We start from the raw sequence: 14,586 nt of genomic DNA, 5'->3' as shown, positions 1-14,586 counted from the left end.
ATGGGCAGATGGGGGAAATAATGAGGGTTTTCGTTGATTTAATGTGGTTTTTTAAGCAGGAAAAGAAAGCATACATATCGGGTGTACTGATTTTAGCAGTTGTGGCGGGATTGCAGCTTATTCCCCCGAAAATTGTGGGAAATATCGTTGATTTAATAAAAGATAATGAATTGACTAAGGGTATTCTTGTTAAATGGATTATTATTTTGATTGTAACTGCATTAACTATGTATGTTTTGAGATATTATTGGAGGATTATGATATTTGGCTCATCTCTGAAATTAGCAAGAATCTTACGAAATCGTTTATTTAGTCATTTTACGAGAATGTCATCTTCATTTTATCAACAAAAACGTGTCGGTGATTTAATGGCACATGCAACAAATGATTTGCAGGCAATCCAAGGGACAGCAGGTTCTGGGGTGTTAACGTTTGTTGATTCACTTTTAACGGGTGGATTTGTAGTTATTGCGATGGCAACAACGATTAGTTGGAAATTAACGCTTATTGCATTGTTACCAATGCCGTTTATGGCGCTTTTAACGAATTATTATGGATCATTGCTCCATAAAAAATTTCATAGTGCACAAGAAGCTTTTTCTGCTTTAAATGATAAAACACAGGAAAGTATAAATGGAATAAAAGTAATTAAAACATTTGGCCAAGAAAAGGAGGATATTGAGTCATTCCGTGAACAAGCTTCCAACGTAGTTAATAAAAATGTAGCTGTTGCGAGAATTGATGCTCTTTTTGATCCGACTATCTCTATCGTCATTGGCTTATCATTCTTTTTATCTATTATATTTGGGGCAAAATATGTCATTTCAAATGAATTGACGATTGGACAATTAATCTCTTTTACTACATATCTAGGTTTACTTATTTGGCCAATGCTTGCATTTGGCAGTCTCTTTAACATTATGGAACGGGGGCGAGCTTCATATGGGCGTGTAAGTAAATTATTGTCTGAACCTATAGAAATTCTTGATCGCCCCAATGCTATTACCGCTATTCCAACGGGTGCAATTGAATATAAGATAAAGGAATTTAGTTATCCAAATGAAACGAAGGTAGTGTTAGATGACATCCATTTTCAGTTGAAACAAGGGGAAACACTCGGGATAGTAGGGAAAACAGGTGCTGGAAAAACAACCTTGATCAAACTTCTCCTTAGAGAATTTGATGGAATAAATGGAACTATTATGTTTGGAGAGTATAGGATTGATGAATACCAGATTGACAAGTTAAGAGAAGCAGTTGGTTACGTTCCACAAGATCATTTTTTATTTTCTTCAACCGTAAAAGAAAATATAGCTTTTAGTGATCCATTAATAGATCAGACTTTTATTGAGAAGGCGGCAGAAATTGCACATATCCATGATGACATCCAACAGTTTACCGATGGGTATGAAACGATAGTAGGAGAAAAAGGTGTTTCCTTATCGGGGGGCCAAAAACAAAGAATTTCAATTGCGAGAGCATTGCTAAAAGATCCAGAAGTGTTAATTCTTGATGATTCATTGTCTGCAGTTGATGCAAAAACGGAAGAGGCAATTTTGAAATCGCTTAAAAAAGAACGATCGGGGAAAACCACGATTATTACAGCTCATAGACTCAGTGCGATTAAACACGCAAATTTAATTATAGTATTAGAAGATGGGCGAATTATTGAACGGGGATCTCATGATTCATTAATGGAAAGTGATGGTTGGTATAAAGCAATGTATGTCAGACAGCAGCTTGAAGAGCTTGTAGAACATGGGGGAAAAGCGAATAATGGAAAGTAAAATGACGATGACTGGTAAAGAACAACAGAAAATACTTCTTCGCTTAATGGCATATACGAAACCGCATTTAAAAATGATAATCTTTGCCTTCTTTCTTTTGCTATTAGCAACAATTGGTGATATTTATGGTCCGATTATCGTGAAGGTATTTATCGATGATTATTTAACGCCAAGACATTTTCCATATCAAGCACTTGTGAATTTAGCAGTCGTTTATATTTTAATCCAGTTAGTTAAAGCGGTCATTCAGTATTACCAGCTATTTAAGTTTCAGGAAATTGCAGTAAAAATTATTCAACAGTTGCGGATTGATGTTTTTACAAAGGTGCAAAAATTAGGAATGAAATACTTTGACCGAACACCTGCAGGAAGTATTGTATCGAGAGTAACAAACGATACGGAAGCGATTAATGATATGTTTGTAAATGTCATGGTTACTTTTATTCAAGGAATCTTTTTAATTATAGGGATATTTATTGCGATGTTTTCGTTAAATGTAAAACTCGCTTTCTTTTGCTTATGTATATTGCCTATTCTCATTTTTATCATGGGACTATACCGCAAGTATAGTTCTGTCTTTTATCAAGATTTAAGAGAACGTCTTAGTCAGTTAAATGCGAAACTAAATGAATCTTTGCAAGGGATGTCAATTGTCCAACTGTTTCGACAGGAAGCGCGTTTTCGTAAAGAATTCGCTAGAATTAATGAGAAACATTTTAAAGCCGGAATGAAAAATATTAAGATTGATGGACTTCTATTACGTCCAGTAATTGATCTCGTCTATGTATTTGCATTAATCATCGTTTTAAGCTATTTCGGTATTTCTTCCTTTCAAAATCCAATAGAAATTGGTGTTTTGTACGCATTTGTCAATTATTTAGATCGGTTTTTTGAACCTGTAAATCAAATGATGTTTCGCTTATCGATGTTTCAACAGGCAATCGTTGCCGCATCAAGGATATTCAAAATAATTGATGAAAAGGAAATCGCTCCTATTCAAGAGAATATGAATGATTTGAAAATTGAAATGGGTGAGGTTGAATTTAGAAATGTAAGTTTTTCATATGATGGCAAGAGAGATGTGTTAAAAAATATTTCCTTTAAAGCGCTGCCAGGACAAACGATTGCTTTAGTAGGTCATACAGGTAGTGGAAAAAGTTCAACGATTAATTTAATGATGAGATTTTATGAATTTAAAAGAGGGGATATTTTAATAGATGGTAAATCGATCAAAAAATATCCTATCGAAGAGTTACGCTCAAAATTAGGTTTAGTATTACAGGATCCTTTTTTATTTTATGGAACCATAAAAGATAACATTCAGCTTCATAATACAAGTTTAACTGATCAAGAAATTCAAGAGGCTGCAAAATTTGTGCAAGCACATACTTTTATAAATGATCTTGAAGGTGGTTACCACCATAAAGTTGTCGAGAGAGGTTCAACTTTTTCAAGTGGGCAACGTCAATTGATTGCATTTGCCCGAACGATTGCAACCGATCCGAAAATATTAATTTTAGACGAAGCAACAGCAAATATTGATACAGAAACAGAAGAGGCAATTCAAGATGCCTTAAATTATATGAGAAAAGGCCGAACAACGATTGCTATCGCACATCGCTTATCTACCATTCAAGATGCAGATTTGATATTAGTTTTACATCAAGGTGAAATAGTTGAACGTGGAAATCACAAAGAATTAATTGCATTAAATGGTTTATATCATAAAATGTATTTATTGCAAAATGGTATGCAAGATTCTGTTTATCCAATAACTTCTTGATAAATAAAGAGAAAGTAAAATAAACGAAAGGGTACTCGTTTTTTTACTTTCTTTTATTCACGTTCTATAATATATTCAATGGGTTAAAAATAGATTATGAAGAAATAGCGGATCTATTTTGCATACTTAGACGAAGATATTGATTTAACAAACGATCTAATTCTTGACTATATTGAATGGCTAGTGAAGATGCTAGCCCTTCTTTCTTTACTACTTCTATTAAATCAGCCCGTTTTTTTTCAATTTGTTTTGAAAGATTTTCATTTTTCACGGATGATTTCCTTTCGTTCATTATTTAATCTAAGTATACCCAATCTTTTACACTTTTTCAAAAGTTATCTCTTTATTTCCATAAAAAATTAAATTATTTAATATAGTCAATGGTAATTTGTGATTGAATATATACATAAATGTTGATGTCCACAAAAACTTCACACATTATCAAGTCATATTTAAGAGTGAACTTTGGTAAAATGAAGAAAAACGTATCAGGAGTTGTTAGTATGACTGAAGTAGATTTAAATTTATTTCTAGCGCTAGGTGCGGGGTTTTTAAGCTTTATATCTCCATGTTGTTTACCACTCTACCCGGCTTTCGTTTCATATATTACAGGCATGTCTGTAAATGAATTAAAGAATGAAAATGCCATGTTACAGAAGAGGAGTCTTCTGCATACTTTATGTTTTATCATTGGATTTTCTGTTATTTTTATCGCTCTTGGTTTTGGTTCATCATTAGTTGGAAATTTCTTTAAAAATAATCAAGATTTAATTCGGCAAATCGGGGCAATTGTTATCGTTATATTTGGTTTCATGATTGTTGGTTTTTTAAAGCCGGAATTTTTGATGAAGGAACATCGTTTTCAATTTAAAAATCGACCCACCGGTTTCGTTGGCTCTTTTTTGATTGGTTTAGCGTTTGCGGCTGGATGGACGCCATGTACTGGCCCAATATTGGTTGCAGTTATGTCACTAGCTGCGACAAACCCTAATTCAGCAATGTTCTACATGATTGCATATATTATTGGTTTTGCGTTACCATTTTTTATCCTTTCATTTTTTATCGGAAAATTGAAGTGGATACGTAAATTTAGTGGACGGATTGTTAAAATAGGAGGATTTATCATGATCATTTTTGGTATTTTTCTCTTTTTTAACTGGATGACAATGCTTACAGGCTATATGTCCGCACTTTTCGGAGGATTTAAGGGATTCTAATATTCTTTTTTTAATAGAAAATTATATTATTATGGTTTGCATAGTATTAAAAATATTTGCTATATTTATTATATATGTGACTAATTATCGTTCAGTTAGTTAATTGCATATAAGATGAGGGGGAAACATCTTTTGGCTAAAGTATTAGTAGTTGACGATGCTAAATTTATGAGAGTAACCTTACGGAAAATGCTAGAACTAGCTAAACATGAGGTAATTGGTGAAGCTGAGAATGGCCGTGAAGCGGTAGAAATGTATCGCTTACTACAGCCTGAAATAGTCACAATGGATATTACTATGCCTGAGATGACTGGTCTTGAAGCTGTCCGACAAATCATACAAGAGTTTCCAAAGGCAAAAATCATTATTTGTTCCTCAATGGGACAGCAAAAAATGGTTATGAATGCAATTGATGCGGGAGCAAAGGACTATATCGTTAAGCCGTTCAATGAAATTCGTGTGAACGAAGCAATCGATCGTGTTCTAAAATAAAGCTATGATTAAGTAAATAAACGAAGGTGTCTCTTATGTGAACGAATCATATTTAGTGAGATATCCTTCTTTTATTTGATTTCGTTTTTGAAAGAAATCCGTTATAATAGATAAGGCATTTACAAGCTTGTTTAAACATCAAAGTAAAAGAGGTTGATCGTATATGCTCGAAATAATTGTTTCATCTATTTTTGCCTTGTGCATGGGATTAGTTGTTATATTTGTCCGGATGAAAGCTTCACATAAACCAGCATCAGCAAAGAAAATAATATTACCTCCTATTTTTATGAGTACGGGTATGCTAATGTTTATTGAACCATTTTTTCGAGTTACCTTATCCGAAATATTTGAAGCGGTTTTGGTAGGAATGCTATTTTCAATCGTTTTAGTGAAAACATCTAGGTTTGAAATTCGAGAAAATGATATATATTTAAAAAGATCGAAAGCATTTGGCTTTATTTTAATCGGCCTTCTTTTAATCAGGCTAGTAGCAAAGCTTATTTTAAGTTCCGAAATTGATGTTGGTCAACTTAGTGGCATGTTTTATTTATTAGCGTTTGGGATGATTGTTCCTTGGCGTTTAGCGATGTATGTTCAATATCGTAAACTGCTTGAAACACTTAACAATGATGTGCAAATAAAAGGGATATAAGATAAAGACAAAGAAAAAAGCGAAACAATTAGTTTCGCTTTTTTTGTTTATTCTTCAGAATCTTCCTCTAGTTCTGTAATAACGGACTTCCCACCATAGTTTTCAACATAACTAACTATTGTATTACGCTGATGATATAGATTCGTATAATAATTTACTTCAACTTTTTGTCCGTCTTTTCGCTTAAAGATCAATTTGGATTCCTCCAAATTTCCATCTACCTTCTTATACACTTGTTCAACTTCCGATACGTTTTCCCATTGGATTTCTTTTGTTCCTATACTCGTTAAATCATTATAGTAAAAGCCTTTTTCCGTTCCATAATAATAATTATCAGTACTGTAGACAGCGATAATTGCGGCGATAATAAATAGAGTGGTAGAAATAATAACGCGAATCTTAACTTTTATGGCATCAATTGCTAATAAGATAAACATGATTCCTATTATGATAAACGAACCGGCTTGTAGAAAAAAGGAAATCGTATCGGAGCTATAGCCAAATGCACCTCTTGGTTTGAAAAAAGTATCTCGAATGATACTTCCAAGAAATAGTGGGAAAAACATTGATGCCAAAATGAAAATAATTCCGGTTGATAGAAGTATAGTAAATTTCTGACTCTCATTTCGCATGAAAATACCCCCTTTATCTGTATCTATTGGAAATATTAACATAACTTGCAAGAAAAATATACAATTTGTTTTGAAAATACAAACTATTCAAGGTTTAATCAGTTCAAAATCGGTTAAATGATATCGAATATTTAAAAAATTGCCATCAAAAAATAAACCGCTATAAAAGCGGCGATTTTATTTCCTATTGAAACAAATGTTCATAAGGTGTTTCATCTATTTCCATTTGACGCAGTTTTTTTCTTAAAAATTTATGATCTCTCTTTGGAGTAGCTAATATATATCCTCTAATTACATGTTCCCGGTTTATTTGTTTAGCATGATCCTCAAGAGCAACTTCACCAATTTTTCCAGCGATTTTCTGTCTTGCTACATCCCTAAATAATTCCGGCACAGGACTCACCAATTCCTCTAATAATTCCTTTTGATCTGGCGTCCAAAGACTACGTGTTTGATTTACGTAATGTTCTTCCCAATCCAATATCGATTTCCCATCTTCCTTTGGAAGTCTCTTTAGAAACTTTCGAAACATAAAAAAACCACCAATTGCAAATAAACTAATTAATATGACTACCCAAAACAAAATAAACCATAAAAACCAGCCATTTAGCATGTGCTTCACCTCAATCTATTTAAAGCATATCTTTATCTATTATAGACAATTTGGAAATGGTATCACAAGTAAAATAAAAGGAATGATTGTAGGAAAATAAAATAAAATACTTCAAGTGAAAATTTCGTGCGGTGATTAGGTCCTTTTACCTATGTTTTTATCATATGATTTTCATATTCTAAGGTAAATCCATAATCTGTGGATTGGAGGGTGATTGAATGGATCAATTAAATTTCCAAAAACGAATCGATCACTGTAAAAGTCTACAAGTGCTTCAAGCAGAAGCACAAATCATTTTAGGAATTATGCAAAATGAGCCGTGTAATAGCAAAATGTTTGCTGAATATATAACTCTTCTCAATAAAATACATGTTAAATCTAAAGGATTTAATAAATGATACAAAAAGTAATACTCTGCTTTTTTATGCAGGGTCTTGCTTTTTTTAATCCATTTCACAATTCCTTTATTCATTATTTCCCTTCTATTAAAATACTTCATTTTGATATAATAATAAGCAGAATGATAAAAAGCACCTGAGGTGATTGGAATGAAATTTATTCATACAGCTGACTGGCATTTAGGAAAGCTTGTACATGGAATATATATGACAGACGAACAACGGATTGTACTTGAGCAATTTGTTAAATTAGTAGAAGAGGAAAAGCCTGATGCGGTGGTAATTGCAGGTGATTTATATGATCGTTCCGTCCCTCCTACAGATGCTGTAAGTCTATTAGATGAAATACTATATAAAATTAATGTAGAACTAAAAACACCTATTTTAGCGATCTCTGGTAATCATGATAGTGCAGAAAGATTGTCCTTTGGTTCAACATGGTATCGTCAAAGTCATTTTTATATGGAAGGTAAATTGTCAAATGTATTTAAACCAATCTATTTAAATGGAGTCAATTTTTATCTCGTTCCGTATGCAGAACCAGGTATTGTACGACAATTACTAGATGATTCATCTATTCATTCTCACGAGGATGCAATGAAATCTATAGTCGGACAAATAGAAAAGACTATAGACCCGAATGAACCAAATGTTTTAATTGGACATGCATTCGTTGCCGGTGGTACGACAAGTGATTCCGAACGAATTTTATCTGTTGGTGGCACAGGATGTGTACCAGTCGATTGTTTTACTCCATTTACGTATACGGCACTTGGACATTTGCATAGTCCGGATGCGATTAAGAATGATACGATTAAATATTCCGGCTCCTTATTAAAGTATTCCTTTTCAGAATCGAAACAAAGGAAATCGGTATCAATCGTCACAATAGATGCTAACGGTAAACTTACAGTAGATGAAAGAATACTTACACCACGGCAGGATATGAGGGAACTATCGGGATATCTTGATGAATTATTAGATCCTTCATTTTATCAAAATCAAAAGGTAGATGATTACTTGAAAATAGTGCTTCATGATGAGGGTGCTATTTTAGATCCAATTAACAAGTTAAGACAAGTGTATCCGAATGTACTCCATTTAGAGAAAAAGATCGACCAAATAGATGTAAAAGAAAAATTGTCTATCAGTACTGTAACAAGACAATCAAAATCGGAACTTAGTTTATTTGAAGAGTTTTATAAAGAAATGACAACATCAGAATTCAATCAAGAAAAAAGGGATTTGATGATAGCTATCATTGATCGGATGAAAGGGGAGTCTCGTAACCTATGAAGCCATTAAAATTAATAATGCAAGCATTTGGTCCCTATGCAGAAAAAGAAGTGATTGATTTTACAGAGCTAGGCAATCGAACGATGTTTGTGATTTCCGGTAAGACGGGCTCTGGAAAAACGACCATTTTTGATGGTATTAGTTTTGCTATATATGGCAAAGCAAGTGGAGAGGACCGCATTGGCAATGAGCTAAGGAGCCAATTTGCTAAGGATGAACTGCCAACGGAAGTTTCCTTGCTTTTTTCTCTTAGAAATAAAACCTACTTTATTTCTCGTTCCCCACAGCAAGAAAAGCGAAAAAGCCGTGGAGATGGCTATACAACAGTAGGTGCTAAGGCGGAACTTTACTTAATCAATGAAGAAGGAGAAAAGCAAATTCTAGCAGCAAATGTACGTGATACGGATGAAAAAATTAAAGAAATTATTCAGTTAGATGCTAATCAATTCCGTCAAATCCTCATGATCCCACAAGGAGAGTTCCGAAAATTATTAACTTCCGAAAGTAAGGATAAAGAACAGATTCTACAAAGGCTCTTCCATACAGAGTTTTTTAAACGAATCGAAGAACAATTGAAAGAAGAAGCTACTACATTAAAAAATTATGTACAAGCAAAGATAGAAGAACGAACGATGGCATTGAAATCAATTTATCTAATTGAAAATGATGAGCTGCAGCAGGGCATTGATGAAGACAAAATTAATGACTTGAAAGTAATTCCAATGTTGAATGATGAAATCAAGAGAATGCAGCAAATGGCTATCGAACTTCAATTAAAAACTGAACAAAAAAAGATAGAGCGTGATGACTCGAAGAAAAAAGTCGATGAAGCGGAAACTATTTTAAAACAATTTGATATTCGCGATCGTCTCAAAAAAGAAAAGGATGTATTGGAGTCTAAAAAAGAATATTACGATCTAATGAAAGTGGAAATTGAGCAGGCATATAAAGCATCAAGATTAGAACAGCAAGATCAATTATGTCATCGTATTAAAAAAGAATATGATACGTATAAAGCAGATTTTCAACGTTCAAAGATTCAGCTAGAACAAACAGTAGCATTATTAGAACAAGCTGAAAATAGATTAAGCAAAGAAGAAAAAAAATCCAATATGCGTAATCAAATAGCGGATGAACTTATTAGAATAACAAATTTAAAAGATGAAGTATATTCTTTTGCACATCGACAACTAGAACTCAACACACTTAAAAATGAGTATAAAATCATTGAGGTGAAAATTGAACAAACAAAAACACAAATTGAGCAAATCGAGGTAAATATTAGCGAGAAAAGAAATAAACAAAAATTGGTGGAAGAATTGAAATTGCTTATATTGAAAAATGAAAAAGAGTTAGATCAATTAACAAACACTATTCACAAGTTACGAAAGATCGCATCTCATATGGAGAAGGAAGCGAAAATAAAGCGTGATTTAGAGGAAAAAACAAAGTTGTATGAACATGCAAAGGTAAGGCTGGAGGATGCTAAAAATACGCTTACCTCTATAGAACGTAAGTGGCAGATAGGTCAAGCAAGTTTATTGGCACAAAGATTAATAGAAGGTGACCCTTGTCCGGTTTGTGGATCTACCCATCATCCGAATCGATCAATTATTCACGATGAGATGCCTACGGAAAAAGATTTGAAAAGCGCTAAATTAGAAGTAGAAAAGTTAGAGAGCGAATATAGAGAGAGTGAAACAGGCAGGTTAACAGTAAAATCGAGCCTTACACATTTAAATGAATTGATTGAAGAACAAAAAGAAGAAATTATCGCTATTCTTCCGGAAGCATCTTTTGAAAATGCAGTACAATTGTTAAGATTATACGAAGAAAAACAATTGGAAAAAAATCAGTTAATAAACGAGCATAAAAAGAAAATTTCACAATTTAGTCAAATTGAAAAAGAGATTACACTTCTTGAAGAGAGACTAAAACAAGAAAGAAAAAATGAAGAAACTTATTTGCAAAATGAAAAAGCAATTGCTAAACAATATACAGAGTTAAATACATCCATACAAAATTCTTTAAAAAATATTCCAGATGATATTCGAACAATAGATGTGTATGAAAAGAAAGTTAAACGTATAACAATCCAAAAAGATCAACTAGAAAAAGATTTCGAAAACGCAAAACTGTACGTACAGCAATTAAAAGAACAGCTTTCAGGAAATCGAGCTTCGTATGAGAAATTAGTAGACTTAGTAACAAAGTCTGAAGCAACATTGAATACAGAAAGAAACAAATTTATCGATATGCTGAGTGCGGAAGGGTTTGACGGATACCAACAATTCGCAAAAGCAAAAAGAGAGATAAACACAATCAAACAACTTGAACAACAGATTCAAAATTATCGAGAAGAGTATCGCTCAGTTTCGGATCGTTATCAAGAAATATTTGAACTTCTCAAAAATGTTGATAAGCCGCAAATCGAGAAATTAAAGCAACAATTTATCGAATTAGAAAATGATTTGCTGAACTTATCTTCCGCACATTCAAATGTACAAATGAAAATCCATCATAATGAAGAAATAGCGAAAAAGGTGGAAAAGATTAATCTTGCAATTAAAGCGTCTGAAGAAAAATACAAGGTAATTGGTCATCTATCTGATATTTCAAAAGGCCAAAACACGTATCGGATCACATTTGAACGATATGTCCTTGCAGCATTTCTAGATGATATTTTACAAGTTGCTAATATAAGGTTAACAAGGATGACAAGTGGACGATACTACTTACTAAGAAAAACAGATCGATCTAAAGGAAATGTACAAAGTGGCTTGGAGTTATTGGTTTTTGACCAATATACAGGACAAGAACGCCATGTGAAGACACTTTCCGGAGGGGAAAGCTTTAAGGCATCTTTAGCACTTTCGTTAGGACTTGCTGATATTGTACAACAACATTCTGGCGGTGTTTCACTTGAAACGATGTTTATAGACGAAGGTTTTGGAACCCTTGATCCAGAATCATTAGACCAAGCAATTGAATCATTATTGGATATACAAAATAGCGGAAGACTGGTAGGAATAATTTCTCATGTTCCGGAATTAAAAGAACGTATCGATGCACGTCTTGAAGTATACTCCAGTCAAAGTGGCAGTAAAACAGAATTTCATTTTGTAAACTAGATGGCACCAGGGTTTAAGGCATTATCTTTTCTCCCCTTCATATATTGTAAGGGGAGGTAGGATAATGTGATAATTTATTTTTGTTTTGTAGGATTAGCTTTCATTGGATCAATCGTTTGGAGTATGTTTCGGTTGAGGAAATTTGAAATTTATAAAAAACCATTAATTGAAGCGACGATCATTAATTTTTCAATACATATTATTGGGTTAATATGGTGGATAGCAATCAATTGGGATATATTATTTAAACTTATTCCCGGAATTGTTTACTATGTACTATCAATGTCGATAATAAACACAATTAATTGGCTTGTTCTTTCACTATTTAAACCAAAAAAGCAGAAACAATCCGTTACATCGCTTTTTTGATAGCATACAACAAAACAACCTATTGTGAACGTGGTGGTGATACGCATGGAAAAAAGTTATTATGTCGCAACAATCCTATTTGGGTGGATTATTCTATTAGCAATTGCCACCTTTTCGATTATTGCCTTCAAAATAGGGTATTTTATTATTGGATTAATTTTTATCCTAATTACAATTGCCTCTATAATAATGAACTTACTCTTTATAAGAAAATGGTTTAAAAAACAACATGTATAAAAACTGCGAATCCCGCTTTTATGTAAAAGGGGGATTCGCATGTGATGTGGGTTTAAGATTATACACCTACACCTTCTGATTTATTAATTTTCTTTTGAAAATATCTTTCTAACCCATTTGCAATAAGATGTAAAGACAATAGCGTAATCGTAATGATTGTTATTGCAGAAAAAGGTATCCATGTTTTACCCCAAATATTTTGAAGTATATCCGCAAGTAAAGTTGGCCACGAATTAGACGTATTACTTACTTCATATGATCCTCGATTAAGCGTGCTGAAAAATTCATGATCGATAAACACGTAGACAATGCCAAGTTGGGCAATTAAGAATAATATCCTGCCTAAGTCATTAACAAAATTCGTCATAACTTGTGGGAGAAGATGCGGCCATAAATATTTTCTAAACAGAGTAATCCTCGTACATCCTGATACAATTCCAGATTCAACAAATGGTTTTTCATTTGTGGATTTCATATTGTTCAAGAGAATATCAGCAACACGCCCTACTTCGATAATTGAAATAATTAGTATCATCCAAAAAGCATGAAATTTTGAAAATAAAATAAACGGAATACCCACCATCATGCCAACAAAAAAGATAGGGGGTAAATAAGAAAATAATTGATTCCAACAGGCCAATATTCCTCGAATGGCTCGAAAATAAAAGGCACCTATTCCTAATGGGAGTGCAAGCATATATCTTAACAACGCAATCGAAAAAATAACAATCATTGTTTCTTTCGTTCCTATTAATAGAAGACTTAGTATGTCAACACCCTTGAAATTAGAACCTAATGGAAATTCCTTGGAAGGGGCAAACGCGGGTGTAATAGGTTTACCATCACTATCCTTACCAAGTAAATGCTCGGTTAAATTTGCATCTACGATAGGTAAATAGGGTGCTGTAATACCCAATAAAATAATTATGCTAAAGATGGTGGTTCCAATGATTAATGACCAATTCTTGTTCATTAATATCCACCTACCTTTCTAGTAGGTGTAACGACGGACTTTAGAATATTACTAATCGTATTTGCAAAAAAGATAATTAATGTAAAATAAAAAATGAAGCCGACAGTATCAACTGGCATAAAAGTAAATTGTTGTCCTGCTGAAAATACCGGAGTATACGAGATACTGGACCAAAAATAATAGGCGGCCCCTTTGAAATCAGTAAGTCTTTCAACGATAAACAAATTGGATAATACATATAGTGTAATTGTATTCGTATGACTTAATATAGTAGGTAAACTATTTTTAAGAATATGTTTATATAGAATCGTGAAAGAACTAATACCTTTCGATTTAGCTGTGCGAATATAATCGTTACCTTCTTCTTCCTTAATACTTGTATATGTAATATTGGCAACATAATAGAATGGATAAATACTTAAAAAGAGAATACAAATTAAATAGTTATCGATGGAATCTGATCCATAGATAGATATATGTGGAATCCATCCTGCCTCATGTAAGGCGAGTATTCCAAGTTGGATGATGATAATGATAAATAGGTCCGGGATTGAAAGAAATAGCCACGTTGTGCCTTTTCCAATAAAGTTTATTTTGCGATCCTTTGTCCAATAATCAAAGATTCCTTTTGCTATTCCTGCAAATAATGAAATGATTAGGGCAGGTATAATGACAATCATACTCTTTTTTATATTTTTTGTAATATGCTCAAAGTTTGTTATATTATCACGATATATGCCTAATCCGGGAGTATGTGTAACATAATGATAGAAATCCTTAATTAATGTAACATGCTTATCAAAGGAATAAACATAATGTGCATCAATGAGGTTTCCCGCTTCACCAAGATTATAATCAACATCTCGTGGCAGCAGCATTAAAACAACTAAAAGAAAAAAAGTAATAAGCCAAATCAACAAGTGTGATAGTAGTTTTCTAAAAATAATCATAAAGTCCCCCTAAAATAATCCATTACTTTATTGCAAAATAGTAGAATATACATTAT

Annotated in this window: 15 protein-coding genes; 10 read left to right on the top strand and 5 right to left on the bottom strand. The window is 32.9% G+C overall.

Annotation, left to right across the window (positions count from 1 at the left end; translation table 11 throughout):
* Positions 1–20 precede the first annotated feature (20 nt).
* Positions 21–1,787, top strand: coding sequence for an ABC transporter transmembrane domain-containing protein (locus I5776_RS12115; protein ID WP_202776669.1), 1,767 nt, complete (start codon positions 21–23; stop codon positions 1,785–1,787).
* Positions 1,777–3,570: an ABC transporter ATP-binding protein gene (locus tag I5776_RS12110; RefSeq protein ID WP_202776668.1), complete on the top strand. Its 1,794-nt coding sequence runs from the start codon at positions 1,777–1,779 to the stop codon at positions 3,568–3,570. The genes I5776_RS12115 and I5776_RS12110 overlap by 11 nt, the downstream gene beginning before the upstream one ends.
* Before the next feature lie 94 nt (positions 3,571–3,664).
* Here I5776_RS12110 and I5776_RS12105 read toward each other — a convergent pair whose 3' ends face one another.
* Entirely contained in the window at positions 3,665–3,862 is a 198-nt protein-coding gene (locus tag I5776_RS12105) for an aspartyl-phosphate phosphatase Spo0E family protein (protein ID WP_202776667.1), read from the bottom strand.
* Positions 3,863–4,073: 211 nt separating this feature from the next.
* On the opposite strand from I5776_RS12105, the gene I5776_RS12100 reads away from it, so the two are divergent.
* From I5776_RS12100 to I5776_RS12090, 3 genes are all read left to right on the top strand, one after another.
* Positions 4,074–4,787, top strand: a complete 714-nt coding sequence (locus tag I5776_RS12100) for a cytochrome c biogenesis CcdA family protein (RefSeq protein WP_202776666.1) — start codon at positions 4,074–4,076, stop codon at positions 4,785–4,787.
* A gap of 132 nt (positions 4,788–4,919) precedes the next feature.
* Complete coding sequence (locus I5776_RS12095) at positions 4,920–5,279, top strand: response regulator (protein WP_202776665.1); 360 nt, start codon at positions 4,920–4,922, stop codon at positions 5,277–5,279.
* A 163-nt stretch (positions 5,280–5,442) separates the two neighbouring features.
* Entirely contained in the window at positions 5,443–5,931 is a 489-nt protein-coding gene (locus tag I5776_RS12090; protein ID WP_202776664.1) for a CcdC family protein, read from the top strand.
* A gap of 47 nt (positions 5,932–5,978) precedes the next feature.
* On the opposite strand, the gene I5776_RS12085 is transcribed toward I5776_RS12090, so the two are convergent.
* Together I5776_RS12085 and I5776_RS12080 are read right to left on the bottom strand one after the other, a co-directional pair.
* A complete protein-coding gene (locus I5776_RS12085; RefSeq protein WP_202776663.1) occupies positions 5,979–6,563 on the bottom strand; it encodes a hypothetical protein in 585 nt (194 codons plus the stop codon).
* 184 nt (positions 6,564–6,747) lie between these two features.
* Positions 6,748–7,176, bottom strand: a complete 429-nt coding sequence (locus I5776_RS12080; protein ID WP_202776662.1) for a DUF2621 domain-containing protein — start codon at positions 7,174–7,176, stop codon at positions 6,748–6,750.
* Positions 7,177–7,394: 218 nt separating this feature from the next.
* Between I5776_RS12080 and I5776_RS12075 the strand changes: the two genes are divergently transcribed.
* From I5776_RS12075 to I5776_RS12055, 5 genes are all read left to right on the top strand, one after another.
* Complete coding sequence (locus tag I5776_RS12075; protein WP_202776661.1) at positions 7,395–7,574, top strand: hypothetical protein; 180 nt, start codon at positions 7,395–7,397, stop codon at positions 7,572–7,574.
* Positions 7,575–7,724: 150 nt separating this feature from the next.
* The gene (locus I5776_RS12070; protein ID WP_202776660.1) at positions 7,725–8,870 is read left to right on the top strand and encodes an exonuclease SbcCD subunit D; all 1,146 of its coding nucleotides are present in this window, start codon (positions 7,725–7,727) and stop codon (positions 8,868–8,870) included.
* Complete coding sequence (locus tag I5776_RS12065; RefSeq protein ID WP_202776659.1) at positions 8,867–12,001, top strand: AAA family ATPase; 3,135 nt, start codon at positions 8,867–8,869, stop codon at positions 11,999–12,001. Before I5776_RS12070 ends, I5776_RS12065 begins: the two co-directional genes overlap by 4 nt.
* A gap of 66 nt (positions 12,002–12,067) precedes the next feature.
* A complete protein-coding gene (locus tag I5776_RS12060; protein WP_202776658.1) occupies positions 12,068–12,370 on the top strand; it encodes a hypothetical protein in 303 nt (100 codons plus the stop codon).
* Positions 12,371–12,415: 45 nt separating this feature from the next.
* A complete protein-coding gene (locus I5776_RS12055; protein ID WP_202776657.1) occupies positions 12,416–12,607 on the top strand; it encodes a hypothetical protein in 192 nt (63 codons plus the stop codon).
* Between the two features lie 58 nt (positions 12,608–12,665).
* Here I5776_RS12055 and I5776_RS12050 read toward each other — a convergent pair whose 3' ends face one another.
* Both I5776_RS12050 and I5776_RS12045 read right to left on the bottom strand, forming a co-directional pair.
* Positions 12,666–13,580, bottom strand: a complete 915-nt coding sequence (locus I5776_RS12050) for an ABC transporter permease subunit (RefSeq protein ID WP_202776656.1) — start codon at positions 13,578–13,580, stop codon at positions 12,666–12,668.
* Positions 13,580–14,530: an ABC transporter permease subunit gene (locus tag I5776_RS12045; protein ID WP_202776655.1), complete on the bottom strand. Its 951-nt coding sequence runs from the start codon at positions 14,528–14,530 to the stop codon at positions 13,580–13,582. The genes I5776_RS12050 and I5776_RS12045 overlap by 1 nt, the downstream gene beginning before the upstream one ends.
* Between the last annotated feature and the right edge of the window lie 56 nt (positions 14,531–14,586).

Origin of the sequence: Heyndrickxia vini (assembly GCF_016772275.1) — a bacterium.
GTDB classification, from domain to species: Bacteria; Bacillota; Bacilli; order Bacillales; family Bacillaceae_C; genus Heyndrickxia; species Heyndrickxia vini.
The sequence above is the reverse complement of the archived record's forward strand: the minus strand, read 5'-3'. Positions and strand labels throughout refer to the sequence as shown.

Excerpts from the sequence above, each read along its gene's own strand:
- I5776_RS12050 (WP_202776656.1), bottom strand. The coding sequence starts at position 13,580 with ATGAACAAGAATTGGTCATTAATCATTGGAACCACCATCTTTAGCATA.
- I5776_RS12080 (WP_202776662.1), bottom strand. The coding sequence starts at position 7,176 with ATGCTAAATGGCTGGTTTTTATGGTTTATTTTGTTTTGGGTAGTCATA.
- I5776_RS12055 (WP_202776657.1), top strand. The coding sequence starts at position 12,416 with ATGGAAAAAAGTTATTATGTCGCAACAATCCTATTTGGGTGGATTATT.
- I5776_RS12105 (WP_202776667.1), bottom strand. The coding sequence starts at position 3,862 with ATGAACGAAAGGAAATCATCCGTGAAAAATGAAAATCTTTCAAAACAA.
- I5776_RS12075 (WP_202776661.1), top strand. The coding sequence starts at position 7,395 with ATGGATCAATTAAATTTCCAAAAACGAATCGATCACTGTAAAAGTCTA.
- I5776_RS12065 (WP_202776659.1), top strand. The coding sequence starts at position 8,867 with ATGAAGCCATTAAAATTAATAATGCAAGCATTTGGTCCCTATGCAGAA.
- I5776_RS12085 (WP_202776663.1), bottom strand. The coding sequence starts at position 6,563 with ATGCGAAATGAGAGTCAGAAATTTACTATACTTCTATCAACCGGAATT.
- I5776_RS12115 (WP_202776669.1), top strand. The coding sequence starts at position 21 with ATGAGGGTTTTCGTTGATTTAATGTGGTTTTTTAAGCAGGAAAAGAAA.
- I5776_RS12045 (WP_202776655.1), bottom strand. The coding sequence starts at position 14,530 with ATGATTATTTTTAGAAAACTACTATCACACTTGTTGATTTGGCTTATT.
- I5776_RS12100 (WP_202776666.1), top strand. The coding sequence starts at position 4,074 with ATGACTGAAGTAGATTTAAATTTATTTCTAGCGCTAGGTGCGGGGTTT.
- I5776_RS12090 (WP_202776664.1), top strand. The coding sequence starts at position 5,443 with ATGCTCGAAATAATTGTTTCATCTATTTTTGCCTTGTGCATGGGATTA.
- I5776_RS12070 (WP_202776660.1), top strand. The coding sequence starts at position 7,725 with ATGAAATTTATTCATACAGCTGACTGGCATTTAGGAAAGCTTGTACAT.
- I5776_RS12110 (WP_202776668.1), top strand. The coding sequence starts at position 1,777 with ATGGAAAGTAAAATGACGATGACTGGTAAAGAACAACAGAAAATACTT.